The following is an 18,086-nucleotide window of genomic DNA, read 5'->3' on the forward strand; positions in this document are numbered from 1 at the left end:
AATAACAAATTATGAAAATCGATTTTAGAAAAATTGAGGTGAAAGACATTGATGGCGGTCCTCGATGGAAGAAAGTGAAAGATGAAAATGGAGAGCTTCACCCTTTGGAAGGTGTCCCCGAAGTTTATGACATTTCTAAGGATTTGGGCAATGTGATTTACAATAACACACCCGATCTTGGCGAAATGGAACTTGGACGTGAAATCTATAGGAATGGAGAGGTCGATATAGATGCACAACAGGCAGTTGTGTTGAATAAGTACATTCGTATGGGGCTTGTTGCCTTCATTCAAGAGGCTGTTTGCCCTATGTTAGACAATATTATTAATCAAAATCAATCAAAATCATGAATCAAGAAGCATTAGCGAGACGATTATCCTTATTGGATAGTCTCTCATTCATCAAAGTATCCTCAGGTGAGGTACGTCAACTCAGAGTAATCAGAGGTGAGAATAGAACTAAAATAGTTGCTCCCATTATCGAAGAGTTAACTACTAATGTCGATCAAGAAAAGGCTGGTTATATTCAGAAGCTACTTGTCGATCATGAGTATAACGAGGAGGGAGAATGTGTCTCTATTCTGCAAGGAGAAGAAAGAGCACAGCTTGAATCTGCGTTAGTTGACTACATTGTAGCCGGAGGGGAGTTATAAACCAAACGAAAAACCGCCCGACCTATCACAGACCGGGCGGAGTTTCCACTAACTTAAATATAGCTACGTAATGAATTTATGACTAATTAATTCTTTGCAAAGATAGGGCATTGATTATCTGCGCACAATCGCTTTATGTAGGTATAGTTTCAGTTAGGGTAATTATAACAAGGTAGTATAATCGTAAATAAAGAGTAAATGGATGAAAGGAATGTGATTGGAGGTATTACCACCGCTGCCTTAAGCGGTTGTATTGAGTTCTTGGAGCCGCTTCGGTGGTTCTTCTTGCTGGGGTTAATTCTCATCCTTGCCGACCTACGGTTCGGGATTAGTGCGGCTAAGGTTCGCAAGGAGAAGGTTCGTTCATCACGGGCTATCAGAAGGACGATAAACAAGATTATTGATTATCTGTGTTGGATTTTCACGGCCGGAGCATTGGGTGCAACGTTCGGTGCGCCTTTTGGCATCACTGCATTGCCTGCACTAGTGATGCTTGTTGTGTACGGCATAGAGATCAATTCTTGCTTCGCTAATTACTTTGAGGCGAAGGGGAAAAAGATCAAGGTAAATATATTCAAGTTCTTCGCTAAGAAGAGCGATATCATTGAAGTAGAAGAGGAGGAGACAAAATGAAAACAATCGATTCAATTATTATTCATTGCTCGGCCACACGTGCCGGGCAAGATTTGAGAGCCAAGGATATTGCAAAGATGCACCTTGCTCGCGGCTTTAACCAGATTGGCTATAATTTCGTGATTGACCTTGATGGTACCGTCGAGAATGGCCGTCCGCTCTCCATCGACGGAGCACACTGTAATACCAAAGGGTTCTCCGGTGTTTCGTACAACAAACACAGTGTCGGTATTTGCTACATCGGTGGGCTGGATGCTAACGGTAAGCCGGCAGATACTCGTACGGATGCGCAGAAGAATGCTCTTTGTGACTTGGTGGCAAAACTCTGTAAAGAGTACCCTATTATTGAACTGCTTGGTCATCGTGACACATCACCTGATGCAAACGGTAGCGGAGAGGTGGAATCATTCGAGTTCATCAAGTCGTGCCCATGCTTTGACGTGCGAAGTGAGTTTAGTAACTTTATGAAAAATGTAGTGATAAGGCCATGAAAAAGTATTTGATTATTGCGATAGCATTCATCGCATTATTGGGAGGGGTTAGTTACCTCTTCCAGCAGAACCGAAAGCTACAAGCAGAGAATGAACGGAAGTCTGGGAATATTGAAACACTCATGGATACCGTAAAGCACTACAAGGTAGCTGTCAAGCATGGAGATAGCCTATTAATGGTAAACGCTGCCTCTGTATCTGCATTGAACCTCACTATTGACGAGTTCAAGAAGTATCGGGTCGATGATGCAAAACTTATCAAGGAACTGGGAATCAAAAACAAGTACCTGGAATCAATTGCCAAGGTGTCTACTGAAACCAAAGATACCATACCCAAAGAGGCTTGGAAGCCGTCGAAAGAGCTACCTGACTGCTTGGAATACTCTGATAAATGGGCAACGGTCACAGCCTGCTTCAAGGATTCTACGGTAATGTATGCTACTCGTGATAGCTTGGCCTTAGCCGTCCACAGAATACCCAAAAAACGCTTCCTTTGGTGGACGTGGGGAACGAAAGGATATAAGGTGGAGATAGTCAATTTTAATCCGAGGTCGGAGGTCAAATATAGTGAGCTTATTCAAGTCAAGAAATGAAAGTTGAAAACTACAGGATTCAAGCATAAAAGATGAATCCTGTAGTTTTCTATTTACACAAAATATTGTGGACAGTGGCATAAAATGAAAAAGTCGTGAATGCAATTAGCTCACGACTTTTATTATTTACTTATGATTATTCTCGCTTAAACTACCCTTCGGTATCACCATAAAGTATTGTTTTCATATATCTATATTTTATATATTAATTCCTTTTGAGTGCAAAGATATAACCTTGTCTTGGTAAAATCAAACCTTTATAGGAATATTCTTCGCTTGTTTTGTCATTTTTAACAGGTTTATAATCCTCGGAGGTTCCTCTACATATAAAAGATACATCCATATCATTAGGGTGATTGAAGGTTACACTCAAATTTCTAACAATGTATTTTGCTCTAAAGCCAATATCAAAATCGTAATCAAAGCAATATTTTCGTTCTCGCTTCTGAACAATTTCATATTTACTTTTTCCTTCAAGCTCAATATCGCATTGGTGTAAATATTCCATTTTTTTATTGTTAATAGTGGTAGTAATTTGGGGAGTTTTTTCAATATCGTCAACCCAACACGACACTTTAGAATAATACTCATCCTCTTCAAGATTTTTGATGTTTATCCAAGTTTTTAATGGTATTGTGAATTTTTGTTGATTTTCGGCAATAAGATCAAATGTGATTGTGTCTTGGACAATAATAAAACGTCTATCAGCATCTGCCCACTTTACATCTGTAATTACTCTATAATTATCGTAGTAGCTTACTTCATCATCTGCTAGATAATGTTTTTTTATAAGCTCAAGAAGTTCTTTGCTCATTTTGGGAAATTTAGACCTGAACATAGTTTTTGAAACTAATTCCCATATTTCAACTATATTTCTTTGATTGCTTAAAAATTTCTCAGAATACACTATGTCTTGTAAGTCTCTTTTGAATATTCCTAAAAATTGAGCGGCATTAGATAAATAACCAATAATCACACCTATAACTAATACGTCTGATATCTTTATAACGATTTCTTTCCAGATGCTTGCTGTGTCAAATCCAAAGTATCCAAATGCATACCCTCCTATTCCTATTAATAATATCAGCCAAGCAGAGCCTCCTTTAAACTTGTCGTACGACAATAAGCTCTTATAGTTCATAGTATTCATTCAGTTCTTATATTTATTTTGTTAAAATTAAAACATTGCTTTTATTTTCTGCAAATATATTCTTTTTTTTTGTATTAAAGTTATATTTCTATATTTATGGTCTTTTTTTACTGCAAATATCAATAACTTATTACATTTCGCCCCGTCTACCAACGGGGCTTTCTTTTTCCCAATAAACTATATTTTTTACATTTATCTATTTTCTAAACTGTATATCTGATAAATATGTTTATATTTGTAAAATTAATCAATAATACTAAGAAAATGAGTAGTTATAATGCTGAAACTGACTTTATCACAAGAACAAAAAATATTTTAGAACAATATGATCAAAATAATTCCACAAGGCAGCCAGGCGAGATATATGATGTCACTTTATTGTTGAATTGTCTGATAGGGTTAGTTGTTATCCCACGGGAACGTTATACGGATAAAGTACCAGAAATTAATGTTGATGGAGATTGGGGAATTGCAGAACACATTGAACTTATTAAAGGTAGAAAGACTCTGAAGAAAACCGTAAAGCATATTAGAAATTCCGTAGCTCATGGTAATGTAAATCCGATTAGCGAAGATGGTGTATCAATTACTCATGTTAAGTTTAAAGATTGTATCCCATGTCGCAATTGTGGCGGTGAGGTAACATTTGAGGCTAAAATACCAGTCAAAGCATTAAGAGTCTTTACGGTCAAATTTGCAGATATAATGTTGGACATTATAAATATACCTCATTAACATGAAAACACTATCGAAAATATCAATTAAGGCAGCTACTTTCTTAAAATGGGAAGGGTACGATATTGATAAAGTTAAGCACTGTATGACCCTTCCTGATTTTTCGTTCATGCTTTGTGAAAATGCTAAAGAAAGAAAGGTTGCAGGAGTGACTAAATCATTGCCTTATGTAGTATACAATCCAAAAGGATATGATATAAGCCAGTCTCCTTATTGACTTGTTTTGGCTCCTTAAATTCATGCATATCCTTAATTCCTTTTACATTTTATTCTGTTAGAAGAGGTATTTGATCCATAATATAAATATAATTAATATGGCTAAATTAGATGAAGCTAAAACATTGATACACTCTTATGAGTGTAAGTATCGTAACCCAAAATTGATTCCTTTTTTGATCAGTGATAAATACGACTTGTTTCCAACCGATAGTGAATCCGTTAATTGCTGGCCTAAATGCTATCCTTATGTAGATAGAGCAGGGGTTTATTTAGTAATGGATGCTGAAGATAATATATTGTACATTGGAAAATCGTCTGTAGCAGTAGGTCGAAGGTTAGGACGATACTTTGGTTACAGTGCTGATGGTAAGTCGTGCCTAATAAAAGATGAAAATTGGACTAAGCCTCCTAAATATATAGTAACGGTCGCTGTACCAATTGATTCTCCTTTTGAATGTGCTTCTTTGGAAGAATTTTTACTAAAAGAGATAAAGACGTCTGATAATTATAATTTATCAAAACGTTCATAAGTAAAACAATTGTATCATGATTATATTTACTCCACTTCAACGAAGTGGAGTTTTCTAGTAAACCTGCTGTCAAACATCTTTCAACTTACGATTAACTGCATAAACTTAAGTATCTTTGGCTAAATATAAAAAAGGAAAAAGTATGTCATGCAATAGGTTTCGAAAAATAAAAAAGACAAATAGATGCTTTGATCACATTGATGAACTAATTCTTGCGAATAGTAAGAGTGAGGACGAGAAATATGATTCAATTATTGCCCATTATAAAGCGACGCATTCGGAGAGAGATAAACATTTAGCGGACATAAAGAATGCTGCCAAAATAGAAAACGCGATAGTTCTAGCAGCTACTGCAAGAGATGGCGAGGGACGTAAACATGGACACCAAAATTTAATACCTCCATCGGATCTACAGCAGTTCTCAGACAGTATTTTGATGCGAAAAGATGATATCGTTGCTGCCGATTCTTTTGGTCAACTGTATAATATTATAAAAGAATCTAAGGTGGGAGGGGTAGGAGATCTTTGTATTTATGATACGGCTCATAGGTTAGGTCATTATCTTGGATTGTCGCCGGATGTAATCTATTTGCATAGGGGAACAAAAGAAGGAGCCACTAAATTGATAGGTAAGATAAAAGAGGCCTATATTTCCAAAGACATGTTGCCTGTCCCCTTTCAAAGAGAAGATTTGTCTAATTCTGAGATAGAAGACATCTTGTGCATTTATAAAAAACATTTTTGATCATTATAACGGTATTTATTTTGCTTATGTTACCACTCTGAAAAATGGATTTTAGTTCTGGGAGTGGGGCTTTTCATTATACAATATTTGAAGCGAATTATATATGATCCGGAAATAAATACTGCCTTCCTTAAAATCTATCACGCTTTCAAGAAAATCCTTTAATAACTAAACGCAGTGTATTGTCTTTTTCTTACCTTTGCGTATGAACTAAAGAATCTATACCATGGAAGAGCAAAGCAATCTATCTCCTGACCAAAGCCAAGAAGAACAATCTTCTAAGCGTCCAGATAACCGTGCAATCGATAGTTTTAAAGGACTCCCAATAGATGGTCTAATCGGAGGCCCTTTAAGAGCAGCTGCTGAAGCACAGCAAGAATTGGCAAATAGCACAAAAGAATTTTTGAAAAAAATGGCAGCTGAAGAAAATAATTCATAGCAATAAATATCACTGGATCTTCAATATCATAATAGTCTGTGAATTATTTATATCCTTGTATGTTGTTGTTCCAAAATTAATACTTATATTTGCCTAAATATAGATAAAAAGCAAATATTGTTGCAAATTACATAAATTATGGTAGCCATGGGCATTTCAATAAATAGAATAAAAGTAGTGCTTGCTGAAAATAAAAAGACAAATAAATGGTTAGCTGATGTACTTGGTAAAAATGCAGCAACTGTGTCTCGTTGGTGTACAAATGAAAGCCAGCCGTCCGTTGAAACGTTTTATCAAATAGCAAAATTGATCGATATAGACATAAGGGAGCTTTTTAATAAAACGAAGTAGAATAATGGCTAGAGCAGATTTAATAGTAGATTTAGTGCGATATGCGATCACCGGGAATAAACCTATGATCAAAAAAGTCACTGAGGCAATTGTTTCTGAGGAAAGAAAGAAACAACATACGATTTTGGCTGATAAAATAGAGAATGAGCTAAATAAAATTCGAGCTACTGATAGCTCTAATAATACAAGCTTAAACACTAATGGTAAAGCAATAATAGATTACAGAGCTGAAAGCTTAATCACGGAGATAACTCCAACAAAAAGATTATCAGATTTAATTCTGCCAACAGAAGTGCTTACCTCATCAAATCAGTTTATTCAAGAGCAGTTTAGAGTTGACTTATTACGCTCTTATGGACTTGAACCAAGGAACCGAATTCTTCTCATTGGCCCTCCTGGTAATGGAAAAACATCATTAGCTGAGGCATATGCCGAAGCCTTGATGGTGCCATTGTATGTTGTCAAATATGATAGTCTGGTCGGAGCTTATTTGGGTGAGACTGCATCAAGGTTGCGGAAGTTAATGGATTATGTTAGCACAAGGAAATGCGTGCTATTTTTTGATGAATTTGAAACTTTAGGTAAAGAGCGTGGCGATATCCATGAAACTGGTGAAATTAAACGAGTTGTTAGTTCTTTATTGTTACAGATTGACAATCTTTCTAGTCATGTAATCGTTATTGGTGCTACAAATCATCCGGAGTTATTGGATAGAGCTGTGTGGAGAAGGTTCCAGATCAAAATATCCCTGCCAATTCCAACAAGGGTGAATATTGTTTCATGGCTAGATCAATTTCAAAATAAGCATAGAATTCGATTTGAATATGCTTCTGAAACGATAGCTAAAAAACTATTAGGGATAAATTATGCTGAATTAGAAGAATTTGGTCTGTCAATATTAAGACAGTATGTATTATCTTTACCGGATTCAAATATGAAAGACATTGTATCTAATGAGTTGAAAAATAAAGCAAATAATATATCTGACTCAGAGTCTAAGAAATAATTTATATTATGCCAAATAATCATCCTTTATTATTTTTCCCAGAACCTATTTCACTTCAAAAAAAGGCAGGAGTTCGATTCATTCCGAAATCTATATCTTATCCATCAAATGATAGACAAACGGAACGTTTATCCCCATTGTTTGATGCATTATGTAGATCATTTGAACATCAAAGAGTTGATATTCAAAACACACCTGTGGGAATAGACCCCGAACAGGTGCTCGTATTTGAGACTATAGGCAATGTAGAGAACTTCATTATAGCAATCGGAAAGACAGATGGCTTGGAATGGATGGGTGAGATAGAATTGGATGATATATGTCCTTCTGATGATTTTCATTATACTGAGGTTGGATCAGAAGAAAAAAGTCTTCATGGGCGATTATTTTTAACAATGACTAACCAGAGGGCTATGACTGAAATGTTATCTCTTTGGAGAGAGTACTCTGCTAATCCAAACATCAGATTCCGAAAAGGATTAAATGGATTTAAGGCTTTATTTAAACAACTTTATACTATCCGTAGATGGGATGTGCAGGATCGTTTAATCGAAACTAATGTTATTGAATATTGGAAAAAAGATATAGAAGCAAATGAACAGAATATCCGTTTTGAATTACAATTGTGGTATAGTGCATCTGCTGAAAAAAGAGATACATCATTTCGTAGGGTATCTACCATCGTTGAATCATTAAACGGAAGATGCCTAGTTCACTCTGTTATTGAAGAAATATCTTATCACAGTATATTAGTAGAATTGCCATCAACTGCTATACAGGATATTATCAGTACCCAAGACACTCAGTTGGTGAGATGTGATCAGGTGATGTTTTTTAGGCCATCTGGACAAATAGCAATTGTCTCAGATATTGAATCCGATGGGTTTGTTAGTGATGAGTTTTCTGATGATGAATTGCCAAGTGGTGAACCAGAAGCAGCTATTTTTGATGGACTTCCTGTTAATAATCACCAGAAGCTATCTAATAGAATTATGGTTGATGATCCTGATGATTATAGTGATGGATATACAGTTCAACATAGAGTTCATGGAACAGCAATGAGTTCCTTGATAATACATGGTGATATCAATGACAATGAGAAGGCGATATCAACCCCATTATATATTAGACCTATAATGAAGCCTGTAGCTGGGATGTCTAGTTCGATAGAAAAAGTACCTAGCGATGTGTTATTTGTTGATTTACTCCACAGGGCAGTTAAGAGATTGTTCGATGGAGAGGGAGATAGCGTTCCTATTGATTCTATTAAACTCATCAACCTGTCTATTGGAGATAGCTCCCTGTTGTTTTTTCATTCGATGAGTCCTGCTGCAAAATTATTAGATTGGCTTAGTTGGAAATACAATGTGCTATTTATAATTAGTGCAGGTAACCATGTTGATGTTCTTGAGATGTCAACCTCATACAGAGACTTCAAGGCATTAAGTGATCAGCAAAAAGAATATATTATCTATAATACTATTATCAACGATAGAAGGAATAGAAGAATACTGTCGCCATCAGAGAGTATGAATAATATTACGGTAGGCTCAATAAGCGTAGATAATTCTCCTGAGAATTATTGCGAAAGGAGAATAAATCCGACTTTACATGTGTTACCAAATGTTTATTCTTCTTTTGGCGGTGGCTATAGGAAGTCCATAAAGCCTGATTTTGTTTATTATGGTGGAAGACAATTTTTTGATGAACCTTTCTCGGATTTGCAGCCAATGAAATTGAAATATTCTTGTCATTTCGGAACGCCAGGGAATCGAGTAGCTGCTCCAGCAGATGATTTAAGTAAAACTTGGTTTGTTAGAGGTACCAGTAACGCTGCAGCTTTAATTACTCGTAGAGGGATTCAAATAACAGACACTTTAAAAGAGCTATTTCAAGAAAATTATTTTTTGCCGCAATATCGCCAATATTTACCGCTAATAATTAAGACACTTCTTACACATGGATGTTCTTGGGGAGAATTAGAGTCAAATCTCAAAGGAATGTTAAATAGCAGATATAATAATAATGATATAGAGAAGATTATCACTGATTGGACTGGGTACGGAATCCCAGACACCAGCAAGGTTCAAGAATGCACTCAACAAAGAGTTACGATTCTTGGTTTTGGAGAGATCGGACAAGATAAGTCTCACTTATTTAAATTTCCTCTACCTCCTTCACTTTCAGGTATACCAGAAAATAGAAAACTGACAATAACTTTATCTTGGTTCACTCCAATAGCATCCAATACTCAAAAATATAGGGTAGCAAATCTTTATTTTGAAGCAGACAGTAACACTATTGGAGTAACGAGAGATGATGTACAATGGCAAAAGGTCAAAAAAGGTACTTTGCAGCATGAAGTATTTGTAGGTCAGAATGCTGTAGCATTTGAAGATGACGGAAATATTGCAATACAAGTTACCTGTAAAAAAGATGCTATAAGCTTTGACTATTTAATACCATATTCTATAGCAGTAACGTTAGAAGTTGCAGAAGAAATAGATATACCGATTTACCAAGAAGTCAGAGATAAGTTATTAACTCCAGTTATTGTAGAGCAAAGCTCTTTATTTTAATTTATATAGTATGTACAATGCACACTTAATTTATATGTAACCATCCGATAAAAGTACAGGTAACCACTAAAAACAGAACCACTAAGAACCTTCCATTGGAGTTGACCTTGGTGGTTCTATTTTGACTTTTCTTAGATGCCCATTAGAACTGTATTGGAGTTCTGTTAGACTTCTTTGTTTTCAAGCTTTTTTGAAACAACTCTTTCATCTCTTTCCAAATCGTTTCTCCAGATAGGGGGTAATTAGATTATTACAGTATGATTTAAAACGAAATTAGCTGAACCTTAGACTTTTATTCACACGATATCTGAATAAGATCGTCCAAATTGGTCGTATAATTATGGGATATGAACTCTCGCTTTAGTTTCCAATTATGGTTTCCTGCCTGTATTGCTAGCTGAATACAGTTGCTTCCACTCTTCCGGTTTATCTCGTCTACAACAGATAGAAGCCGTTTCTGCTTATCGGTGTCACGAGGATCGAACAAGTCACGAATAATCGTCTGCTCATTGGCGATGTCGGAGACTATTACACCGGCCTTTTTGAATTGGTAGCCTTCGCGGTAGATACTTGTTAGTGCCATACGTGCGTAAGCAATAAGCTCTACTGTATCGTTGGTGGCAAAGGGTAGTGTGATTACTTTGTTCTGTGAATATTGCATCAGGTCCTCCCTGTGTCTATTGGTGTATATAAATACCATGATTACCTTTGCGCAGCACTTCTGTTCCCTGAGTTTCTTGGCACAAGCAGAAGTGAAGTTTGCCACAGCTTCCATCAGCGTATCGAACGATGAAATCATTTCGCCGAATGATCTGCTGGTGCAGATTGTTTGCTTCTGAGAAACGGTTTCCATTTCAATACAAGGAATACCTCGTAATTCTTTCCATGTGCGTACACCGATAACAGTCATTTTGGAGCGTACCCATGACTCGCTTTTCTGAGTTAAGTCGTAGGCGGTGTTTACACCGTGGTAATTGAGCATCTTTACCAGTCGGCGGCCAATGCCCCATACGTCGCCAACATCAAACAACTTCAATGCTTTCTCTCGCTTTTCGTCACTGTCGATAATGCAAGCCCCTTTATAACGAGGATATTTCTTTGCAAATTTGCTAGCTACTTTTGCAAGGGTTTTCGTTGGGGCGATACCCATGCTTACCGGGATTCCTGTGCCCTTTGTTGTTGTCCTTACGATCATCTGGCCATACTCGTGTAGGTCGTACTTCTCGAAGCCATTGAAATTTAGAAAGGCTTCATCGATGGAATAGACCTCTATGTCTTCAACGAAGGTGCTAAGAGTTGACATAACGCGGTGTGACATATCGCCGTAGAGTGAATAGTTAGAAGAGAAAGCTACTAACTGATTTGAATCGAGCAGCGGCTTGATTTTGAATGCCGGCTGCCCCATTGGAATACCGAGTTTCTTTGCCTCTTCTGATCGGGATATGACACATCCGTCGTTGTTGCTAAGTACTACGACAGGGAATGATCGGAGTGCCGGGTTAAAAACACGTTCACACGATACGAAGAAGTTGTTGCAATCTACCAATCCGTACATATTACTTTCTTCTGCGTCGATTCTTCTTGATGGTATAGGTAACGATTCCCCAGACGATGAAATCGTTTTCTGATGTGATGGGTATCTCCGGATAGGCTTTGTTTGAGGGTACAAGCCATATAATCGCTGCATCTATCCGTACTCGCTTTAATGTAAACTCTCCATCGACGAAACACACGGCGAGATCATCGTTCATTAATTCGAGAGACTTATCGATCACGAGGATATCCCCATCTTCTATTCCCTCTTCTTTCATGGAATCTCCTTTGACCCGTCCATAGAATGTTGATGATGGGTGCGGAACGAGTTCTTTATTCAAATCGATGGATAGTTCCATGTAATCCTGAGCGGGCGATGGAAAGCCTGCACGTATCCCTTCTTCGGCATATGGAAGAGGGAGCGTGGTTGATGTGTCGGATGAATAAAGCTCGAGATTTTTCATAGCACAAAGGTAATGCTTGTTCTGAACACAGATTACTTTTCTTATGAATTTTTGAGTTAAAAGCGAAAAGAGGTAAGCTGGGTTTGCTCGTTTCGATTATTCTCTCCATCTTTGTACTGCGTTTTACTGAGAGGCAAGGCAACTTGCTAAGGTTGCTGCGGGCATTATATATGTCCGTAGCTTCGTTATATATACGGCTCCGACCCCCGTGTGGTGTATTAATGTACCCACTGCCTCTCAGGTGAAACGCAACGGGAAAGCGGAACCGTATTCTTTTTCCGCTTGATTAATACTTACCCTTATGCGGAAGACTATTCAAAACGTTAAGCTCACGAAGGATTTCCTTTCTTATGGTCATTATAGGCTAAATGTTGAGCTTGAGAACGGTAGCATTCTATCGGTTGTCACAGGAGATACGGAGCTTGTTTCCGATCTTGATTCAGTCGTTGATACAATACGGGAGCGAGCAAAGGAACGAGCTATTGAGTTTGTTATGGCCAATCATAGCTAATTGCTCTGTACTGCGAGCAATACAGAGCAATTTTTACCCTTGATAATTCTGTACTTACTGTTTCAGATTATCAAGGATTTTGCGGATGGCTTCATCTGCATGCTTACGCATGATCTTTACGTAATTGAAGATAGGGCGGTTTGCTTTCATACTTTGCCCGATACAATATTCCAAAATCTCTAAAGTCACTCCAAGCTCAAAGCCATGCTGAACAAATGATTTTCGAGCCGAATAAAACACAACCCGTTTGTCTATTTGTAAATCCTTTGTGAGTTTTCGGATTCTCCCGGCAATGTAACAGCTAAGATTGTGGTATGTGAATTTGTATCCTAAATCGATCTTGCCTTTTTTGTTCCTATATTTTAGGATGATTGGTTTTGCTTCTTCGGGTATAGTGATGCTGATTGTTTTGTCGCTTCTTTTTGTGTTTTTGGATTTTTCTCTCACATAACTGATCTGCTCCAAAGACTGAAAGTTTATGTCCAGTAGGTCGATAAGGTTTATTCCACCCAGGTAGTAGGATAGCATGAATAGGTCACGTGCGATGCCAACGCCTTTATCTGTTAGCTGTGCATCTCGGATAAGTATGAGCTCTTCTTTGGTAATATCAAGTTCACGAACGACCTTTGCCGGAGGCACGTAATATTCGAATGGGTTAATCTCATATTTGACTACTCTGTCCTTTTGTGCTCTATTTATGACTGTTCTTAAATGACACATCATCATCCCGATAGTAGTAGGGGATAATTCCCTTGAATTATTAAGAAATCGTTCGTAATTTCTTATGAGCTGGGGCGTAATGCTGCTTAATAGGACATCGCCGTTGTTATACTCGGCGAACAGGTCTACTGCTCGTTGAATGAATCCCGAATATCCATGCCTCTTATCTTCTTTAAGCTCTTTGATGAATGAGTTGGCATATGTGGTAAACGAGTTGTCTTCGTCTAAGCTTACAGAAAATAAGTATTCTCTTAATTGCGATGCGGTGTATCGAGACGGTTCAATCTTGTCTAACTTATCTTGGTAGTCATTGAGTATTGTTCGTAGCTTCTTGTTGATAACGTTGGCATCCGCTCGATTGACAACCTGTCCGGCTTTGAACTGTGAAAGATCGTCAATGGAAAATCTAGTTACCAGATAATGTGTCCGCTGACGATGTCCAATTGCTACTCTAATTTTATGGGTACCGCTTTTTGAAACTTTGGCGGGAACTACTGCTAATTTTAATGTTGCCATTTTGTGTGATTAAATTAAAGATTCGTTTTGGATTCGTGGTTTAGTCCAAAAGTGGACATTCCAATCTTTTTTTTAATCTAGGCAAGAAGAGAAATTGAAATTAAAATGGTCTTCATTCGGTTTTAGAGCCATTTGAAGACCATTTTATCAAGAGCCGCTAGCCAGACTTGAACTGGCGACCTACGCGTTACGAATGCGTTGCTCTACCAACTGAGCTATAGCGGCAGGTTCTTGTTTCTGGCGTGCAAAATTACAGATTAATTTGAAAAAACAAAAAGAAAGCGATTCTTTTTTAACTTTAAATTTTCTTTTAGGCTGGCTGTATAAAGATAAAAGGTATATCTCTACAAAAAAACGTTGGCTTGGTTGTGATGAATAAGTCTGTTTTTAATATATCTTTTATGTGTTGAAATAGTTGATTTAATACAATAGCTAATAGACTGTTTTAAGAAATTATTTTAAGCCCGAATTAGTAGATTTATAAATGAAGATTGTGTTTAGAATTTTTTGTTTGTTTTCCAAGAAAACCTTTAAGAAGTAAATGAGGAGTTACAAGATGAATTACAATACCTTTAGAAAACTTACGAATACAATAAAGGTATATTATAAAATAATATACTACCTTTGCTCTCGATTTGTAATTATAATAAAACTAGTACGGACTAATCGAATATTTTATGCATAGATTTGTAACGTTATTCTTTTTGATTTTTATTTTTTCGGGCGCTGTTATGGCACAGCGTATGTCGGATGATCAAGTTATACAATACGTAAAAGAAGGACAAAAGCAAGGGAAAACTCAAACGCAGATGACCTCGGAATTAGTAAAACGTGGGGTTACTAAGGAGCAAGTTGAAAGAATTAAAAGTAAATATGAAGGTACAAATGCCTCAAATGTTGATTCTTCTCAAGATAATCCCATCGAAGAAGTCTCTCGTCTGCGCAATGATGCATCTCGTCAGCGCAACGATGCATCTGCAACCTATGATGATAATATACCCGTACCAGTGGTCGTTGATAATAATGTTGATCGGACACAAGAAATATTTGGTCACAATATATTCACCAATCGGAACTTAACTTTCGAACCCAATATCAATATCGCTACTCCATCGAACTATAAATTAGGACCTGGTGATGAGGTTATCATTGATGTTTGGGGAGCATCCGAAACAACGATCCGTCAGACCATCTCTCCTGAAGGTAGTATTCAGATCAGTAGCATCGGGCCGGTTTACTTGAACGGACTGACAATTAAAGATGCTACAAACTATTTGCAGCGCGAATTCATGAAGATATATGCCGGAATATCCGGTAGTGCTCCCACTTCTCAAGTTAAGTTGTCGTTAGGAAAGATCAGAACTATTCAGGTCAATATTATGGGCGAAGTAGCTGTTCCAGGTACATATGCTCTCTCTTCTTTTTCTTCTGTATTTCATGCATTGTACCGTGCAGGTGGAGTGAGTGATATCGGTAGCCTGCGTAGTATTAAAGTTGTTCGTAGCGGTAAAACACTTGTTGATCTTGATGTTTATGACTTTATCATGAAAGGCAAAATGACCGATGATGTTCGCCTGCAAGATGGTGATGTTATTCTGGTAGAACCCTATGACTGTCTTGTGAAAATTTCGGGCAAAGTAAAGCGTCCGATGTTTTACGAAATGAAGAAAACCGAAACCATTGCTACATTACTTAAGTATTCGGGCGGTTTTACGGGTGATGCTTATAAGAAGGCAACTCGTCTGATCCGTAAGACCGGTCGTGAACATCAGGTTTATAATGTTGACGAAATGGACTACTCTGTTTTTAAACTCGAAGATGGAGATGAGATTACCGTTGATTCAGTATTGAAGCGTTTTGAAAACAGAGTAGAGATTCTCGGAGCTGTATATCGTCCGGGTATGTATCAGATAAATGGTGCGGTCAATACGGTGAAGCAGCTGATAAAGAAAGCGGAAGGCATTCGTGGAGATGCTTTTCTGAATCGTGTTATTCTTGATCGCGAAAAAGAAGATTTGTCGCACGAGATTATATCTGTTGATCTGAAGGGGTTATTAAATGGAACCGCTACTGATATACCATTGCAAAAGAACGATATTCTTTACATCCCCAGCATTGTTGATTTAAAAGAAGAGGCTACCTTGACTATTCATGGTGAAGTAGCCAACCCTGGTATGTATAACTATGCCGAAAACATGACGATAGAAGATCTCGTTATTCAGGCAGGAGGATTGCTTGAAGCAGCTTCTACCGTGAAAGTAGATGTGGCTCGACGTTTGAAGAACCCGAAGGATAAAACCTTAAGTAATACCATCGGTCAAAATTTCTCTTTAGAACTGAAAGATGGCTTCTTGGTAGGAGATGATAAATTTACTCTCGAACCTTTCGATGAGGTTTATGTTCGCAGAAGCCCTGCCTATCATAAACAGCTTAATGTTACAGTAGCTGGTGAAGTCCTTTTTGGTGGCAACTTTGCTCTCTCTAAAAAGAACGAACGTCTGAGTGACTTGATTGCAAAAGCTGGAGGTGTGACTCCGGATGCATATGTAAAAGGTGCTCGCTTGATCCGTAAGATGACAGATGATGAATATCGCCGCAAGCAAGATGCACTTCGTGTAGCAAATAAAGGTGGGAAGGATTCTATTTCGATTGAGAAGTTAGACCTTGCAGATACCTATGCGGTCGGTATTGATCTGCAAAAGGCATTAGATAAACCAAAGTCAAACTACGATATGGTATTGCGTGAAGGGGATGAACTCTTTGTGCCTGAGTATGTAAGTACAGTCAAAATCAATGGTGCAGTGATGTATCCGAATACCGTTTTATATAAACAAGGCGAGAATATGCTTTATTATATTAATCAGGCAGGTGGCTACGAAAGTCGTGCCAAGAAGAGCCGCGCATACGTTGTGTATATGAATGGTACGGTATCGCGACTAAAAAAGAGAAATTCAAAAATGATTGAGCCCGGATGTGAGATTATTGTGCCTAGTAAAGAGGCCAGACGTAAGATGTCTACCGGCGAGATCTTTAGTATGGGAACTTCTGCTGCTTCGTTAGCAACAATGGTTGCAACAATGGTTAGTCTATTTAAGTAAATATAATATGAGTGAGAATAACGACATAAAGACAACTCCGAATACCGAGGAGCAAGAGATTGATTTGATTGAATTGGCTCGTAAAGTCTGGGCGGGCAGAAAACTGGTATTGAAAGCCTGTGGTGTTGCTTTGCTGATAGGTCTTGTGGTTGCATTAAGCATTCCCAAAGAGTATGCAACCAGCGTAAAACTTGCTCCGGAAACGACTACCAGGTCTGTAACCGGTACAGCGGGTGCATTGGCTGCTATGGCAGGTATTAATTTGGGAGGTGCTGGTGGCGAAGATGCTTTGTCCCCTGAGTTGTATCCCGATATTATCAATTCGACTCCTTTTCTAACCGATTTGTTTGATATTAAGGTAAAAGACCAAACAGGTAAGATAGATACCACTTTATATGCTTACTTAAATGATTACCAGAAAGCACCGTGGTGGGGAGTTGTTGTTTCGGCTCCTTTCAAAGCCCTCGGATGGACGATTTCACTGTTTAAAGATACCCCTGAAGAGCAAGGTGATGCGAAACTAAATAGCTTTAGACTAACTCAGGAAGAGGCCGATATTGCAGCTGCTTTGACTTCTCGAATATCAGTATCGGTGGATAAAAAGACAGGTGTAACCACCTTGGCTGTTACCATGCAAGATCCTTTGATTTCTGCATCTCTAACCGATACCGTTATGCGTTCTCTGCAAAACTATATTACGGGCTATCGAACCAACAAAGCTCGCTATGATTTATCATTCACAGAGAAGCTTTACAAAGAAGCCGAACAGAAGTATTATGATGCCCAACAGAAGTATGCACGTTATTCGGACGGTAATAAAGATGTCGTTCTGCAAAGCTATCGTATCGAACAGGAACGATTGATGAATGAGATGAATCTGGCTTATAATGTGTACAATCAGTTAGCTCAACAGTTGCAGATGTCAAAGGCAAAAGTGCAAGAAATTACTCCCGTATATACAGTTGTACAGCCGGCTACGGTACCTTTGAAGCCTGCGAAGCCCAATAAAATAATGATTCTTATCGGTTTTATCTTTTTAGCAGGTGTGGGTAGCGTAGGCTGGATTCTCTTTGTGAAAGATTTGTTGAAGGGATGGAAAAAGCAAGGATCAGCCGAATGAT

Annotated in this window: 20 protein-coding genes and 1 tRNA gene; 16 read left to right on the forward strand and 5 right to left on the reverse strand. The window is 37.9% G+C overall.

The annotated features are described in order from the left end of the window. The first annotated feature begins 11 nt into the window (after nucleotides 1–11). From TY03_RS17955 to TY03_RS17975, 5 genes are all read left to right on the forward strand, one after another. On the forward strand, nucleotides 12–350 hold the full coding sequence (locus tag TY03_RS17955; RefSeq protein ID WP_074434204.1) for a hypothetical protein: 339 nt from the start codon (nucleotides 12–14) through the stop codon (nucleotides 348–350). Beyond that, on the forward strand, nucleotides 347–652 hold the full coding sequence (locus tag TY03_RS17960; protein ID WP_042372489.1) for a hypothetical protein: 306 nt from the start codon (nucleotides 347–349) through the stop codon (nucleotides 650–652). Before TY03_RS17955 ends, TY03_RS17960 begins: the two co-directional genes overlap by 4 nt. A 198-nt stretch (nucleotides 653–850) precedes the next feature. Then, on the forward strand, nucleotides 851–1,285 hold the full coding sequence (locus tag TY03_RS17965; protein ID WP_042372491.1) for a phage holin family protein: 435 nt from the start codon (nucleotides 851–853) through the stop codon (nucleotides 1,283–1,285). Beyond that, nucleotides 1,282–1,776: an N-acetylmuramoyl-L-alanine amidase gene (locus TY03_RS17970; RefSeq protein ID WP_042372493.1), complete on the forward strand. Its 495-nt coding sequence runs from the start codon at nucleotides 1,282–1,284 to the stop codon at nucleotides 1,774–1,776. The genes TY03_RS17965 and TY03_RS17970 overlap by 4 nt, the downstream gene beginning before the upstream one ends. Next, on the forward strand, nucleotides 1,773–2,369 hold the full coding sequence (locus tag TY03_RS17975) for a DUF6549 family protein (RefSeq protein WP_042372495.1): 597 nt from the start codon (nucleotides 1,773–1,775) through the stop codon (nucleotides 2,367–2,369). Before TY03_RS17970 ends, TY03_RS17975 begins: the two co-directional genes overlap by 4 nt. Nucleotides 2,370–2,574: 205 nt before the next feature. Here TY03_RS17975 and TY03_RS17980 read toward each other — a convergent pair whose 3' ends face one another. Next, nucleotides 2,575–3,519 (reverse strand): hypothetical protein, encoded by a 945-nt coding sequence (locus tag TY03_RS17980; protein ID WP_042372497.1) that lies wholly within the window; start codon nucleotides 3,517–3,519, stop codon nucleotides 2,575–2,577. Nucleotides 3,520–3,783: 264 nt separating this feature from the next. Between TY03_RS17980 and TY03_RS17985 the strand changes: the two genes are divergently transcribed. The 8 genes from TY03_RS17985 (at nucleotide 3,784) to TY03_RS18020 (ending at nucleotide 10,123) form a co-directional block, all read left to right on the forward strand. Then, nucleotides 3,784–4,254 carry a HEPN family nuclease gene (locus TY03_RS17985; protein ID WP_222860408.1) on the forward strand — a complete coding sequence of 157 codons (471 nt, stop codon included), beginning with the start codon at nucleotides 3,784–3,786 and terminating at the stop codon, nucleotides 4,252–4,254. A gap of 1 nt (nucleotide 4,255) precedes the next feature. After that, nucleotides 4,256–4,471 carry a hypothetical protein gene (locus TY03_RS17990; protein WP_042372501.1) on the forward strand — a complete coding sequence of 72 codons (216 nt, stop codon included), beginning with the start codon at nucleotides 4,256–4,258 and terminating at the stop codon, nucleotides 4,469–4,471. A 97-nt stretch (nucleotides 4,472–4,568) separates the two neighbouring features. Beyond that, complete coding sequence (locus TY03_RS17995) at nucleotides 4,569–5,003, forward strand: GIY-YIG nuclease family protein (RefSeq protein ID WP_042372504.1); 435 nt, start codon at nucleotides 4,569–4,571, stop codon at nucleotides 5,001–5,003. A 115-nt stretch (nucleotides 5,004–5,118) separates the two neighbouring features. Then, on the forward strand, nucleotides 5,119–5,748 hold the full coding sequence (locus TY03_RS18000; RefSeq protein ID WP_148335710.1) for a hypothetical protein: 630 nt from the start codon (nucleotides 5,119–5,121) through the stop codon (nucleotides 5,746–5,748). Between the two features lie 226 nt (nucleotides 5,749–5,974). Beyond that, nucleotides 5,975–6,187, forward strand: coding sequence for a DUF2589 domain-containing protein (locus tag TY03_RS18005; protein WP_042372509.1), 213 nt, complete (start codon nucleotides 5,975–5,977; stop codon nucleotides 6,185–6,187). Between the two features lie 147 nt (nucleotides 6,188–6,334). Continuing rightward, nucleotides 6,335–6,538, forward strand: coding sequence for a helix-turn-helix transcriptional regulator (locus TY03_RS18010; RefSeq protein ID WP_042372708.1), 204 nt, complete (start codon nucleotides 6,335–6,337; stop codon nucleotides 6,536–6,538). Between the two features lie 4 nt (nucleotides 6,539–6,542). Beyond that, entirely contained in the window at nucleotides 6,543–7,544 is a 1,002-nt protein-coding gene (locus TY03_RS18015) for an AAA family ATPase (protein WP_042372511.1), read from the forward strand. Between the two features lie 8 nt (nucleotides 7,545–7,552). Next, nucleotides 7,553–10,123: a S8 family peptidase gene (locus TY03_RS18020; RefSeq protein WP_042372513.1), complete on the forward strand. Its 2,571-nt coding sequence runs from the start codon at nucleotides 7,553–7,555 to the stop codon at nucleotides 10,121–10,123. Nucleotides 10,124–10,415: 292 nt separating this feature from the next. On the opposite strand, the gene TY03_RS18025 is transcribed toward TY03_RS18020, so the two are convergent. Next, on the reverse strand, nucleotides 10,416–11,678 hold the full coding sequence (locus TY03_RS18025) for a Y-family DNA polymerase (protein WP_042372515.1): 1,263 nt from the start codon (nucleotides 11,676–11,678) through the stop codon (nucleotides 10,416–10,418). 1 nt (nucleotide 11,679) lies between these two features. Further along, a complete protein-coding gene (locus tag TY03_RS18030) occupies nucleotides 11,680–12,120 on the reverse strand; it encodes a LexA family protein (RefSeq protein ID WP_042369637.1) in 441 nt (146 codons plus the stop codon). A 301-nt stretch (nucleotides 12,121–12,421) separates the two neighbouring features. On the opposite strand from TY03_RS18030, the gene TY03_RS18035 reads away from it, so the two are divergent. Further along, on the forward strand, nucleotides 12,422–12,631 hold the full coding sequence (locus TY03_RS18035) for a hypothetical protein (RefSeq protein WP_042372518.1): 210 nt from the start codon (nucleotides 12,422–12,424) through the stop codon (nucleotides 12,629–12,631). 54 nt (nucleotides 12,632–12,685) lie between these two features. Here TY03_RS18035 and TY03_RS18040 read toward each other — a convergent pair whose 3' ends face one another. Further along, nucleotides 12,686–13,867, reverse strand: coding sequence for a tyrosine-type recombinase/integrase (locus TY03_RS18040; protein ID WP_042372520.1), 1,182 nt, complete (start codon nucleotides 13,865–13,867; stop codon nucleotides 12,686–12,688). 152 nt (nucleotides 13,868–14,019) lie between these two features. Beyond that, nucleotides 14,020–14,092: transfer RNA gene (locus tag TY03_RS18045), tRNA-Thr, on the reverse strand. A 452-nt stretch (nucleotides 14,093–14,544) separates the two neighbouring features. Between TY03_RS18045 and TY03_RS18050 the strand changes: the two genes are divergently transcribed. After that, nucleotides 14,545–16,965: an SLBB domain-containing protein gene (locus TY03_RS18050; protein ID WP_042372522.1), complete on the forward strand. Its 2,421-nt coding sequence runs from the start codon at nucleotides 14,545–14,547 to the stop codon at nucleotides 16,963–16,965. A gap of 7 nt (nucleotides 16,966–16,972) precedes the next feature. Beyond that, nucleotides 16,973–18,085, forward strand: a complete 1,113-nt coding sequence (locus tag TY03_RS18055; protein ID WP_042372524.1) for a GNVR domain-containing protein — start codon at nucleotides 16,973–16,975, stop codon at nucleotides 18,083–18,085. The last annotated feature ends 1 nt before the right edge of the window (nucleotide 18,086 follow it).

The sequence above is a fragment of the Bacteroides neonati genome (genome assembly GCF_000499785.1).
Lineage (GTDB): Bacteria > Bacteroidota > Bacteroidia > Bacteroidales > Bacteroidaceae > Bacteroides > Bacteroides neonati.

Excerpts from the sequence above, each read along its gene's own strand:
- TY03_RS17990 (WP_042372501.1), top strand. The coding sequence starts at position 4,256 with ATGAAAACACTATCGAAAATATCAATTAAGGCAGCTACTTTCTTAAAA.
- TY03_RS17980 (WP_042372497.1), bottom strand. The coding sequence starts at position 3,519 with ATGAATACTATGAACTATAAGAGCTTATTGTCGTACGACAAGTTTAAA.
- TY03_RS18030 (WP_042369637.1), bottom strand. The coding sequence starts at position 12,120 with ATGAAAAATCTCGAGCTTTATTCATCCGACACATCAACCACGCTCCCT.
- TY03_RS17985 (WP_222860408.1), top strand. The coding sequence starts at position 3,784 with ATGAGTAGTTATAATGCTGAAACTGACTTTATCACAAGAACAAAAAAT.
- TY03_RS18040 (WP_042372520.1), bottom strand. The coding sequence starts at position 13,867 with ATGGCAACATTAAAATTAGCAGTAGTTCCCGCCAAAGTTTCAAAAAGC.
- TY03_RS17955 (WP_074434204.1), top strand. The coding sequence starts at position 12 with ATGAAAATCGATTTTAGAAAAATTGAGGTGAAAGACATTGATGGCGGT.
- TY03_RS17965 (WP_042372491.1), top strand. The coding sequence starts at position 851 with ATGGATGAAAGGAATGTGATTGGAGGTATTACCACCGCTGCCTTAAGC.
- TY03_RS18050 (WP_042372522.1), top strand. The coding sequence starts at position 14,545 with ATGCATAGATTTGTAACGTTATTCTTTTTGATTTTTATTTTTTCGGGC.
- TY03_RS18055 (WP_042372524.1), top strand. The coding sequence starts at position 16,973 with ATGAGTGAGAATAACGACATAAAGACAACTCCGAATACCGAGGAGCAA.
- TY03_RS18025 (WP_042372515.1), bottom strand. The coding sequence starts at position 11,678 with ATGTACGGATTGGTAGATTGCAACAACTTCTTCGTATCGTGTGAACGT.
- TY03_RS17995 (WP_042372504.1), top strand. The coding sequence starts at position 4,569 with ATGGCTAAATTAGATGAAGCTAAAACATTGATACACTCTTATGAGTGT.
- TY03_RS18015 (WP_042372511.1), top strand. The coding sequence starts at position 6,543 with ATGGCTAGAGCAGATTTAATAGTAGATTTAGTGCGATATGCGATCACC.
- TY03_RS17960 (WP_042372489.1), top strand. The coding sequence starts at position 347 with ATGAATCAAGAAGCATTAGCGAGACGATTATCCTTATTGGATAGTCTC.
- TY03_RS18010 (WP_042372708.1), top strand. The coding sequence starts at position 6,335 with ATGGGCATTTCAATAAATAGAATAAAAGTAGTGCTTGCTGAAAATAAA.
- TY03_RS18035 (WP_042372518.1), top strand. The coding sequence starts at position 12,422 with ATGCGGAAGACTATTCAAAACGTTAAGCTCACGAAGGATTTCCTTTCT.
- TY03_RS18020 (WP_042372513.1), top strand. The coding sequence starts at position 7,553 with ATGCCAAATAATCATCCTTTATTATTTTTCCCAGAACCTATTTCACTT.
- TY03_RS17970 (WP_042372493.1), top strand. The coding sequence starts at position 1,282 with ATGAAAACAATCGATTCAATTATTATTCATTGCTCGGCCACACGTGCC.
- TY03_RS18005 (WP_042372509.1), top strand. The coding sequence starts at position 5,975 with ATGGAAGAGCAAAGCAATCTATCTCCTGACCAAAGCCAAGAAGAACAA.
- TY03_RS17975 (WP_042372495.1), top strand. The coding sequence starts at position 1,773 with ATGAAAAAGTATTTGATTATTGCGATAGCATTCATCGCATTATTGGGA.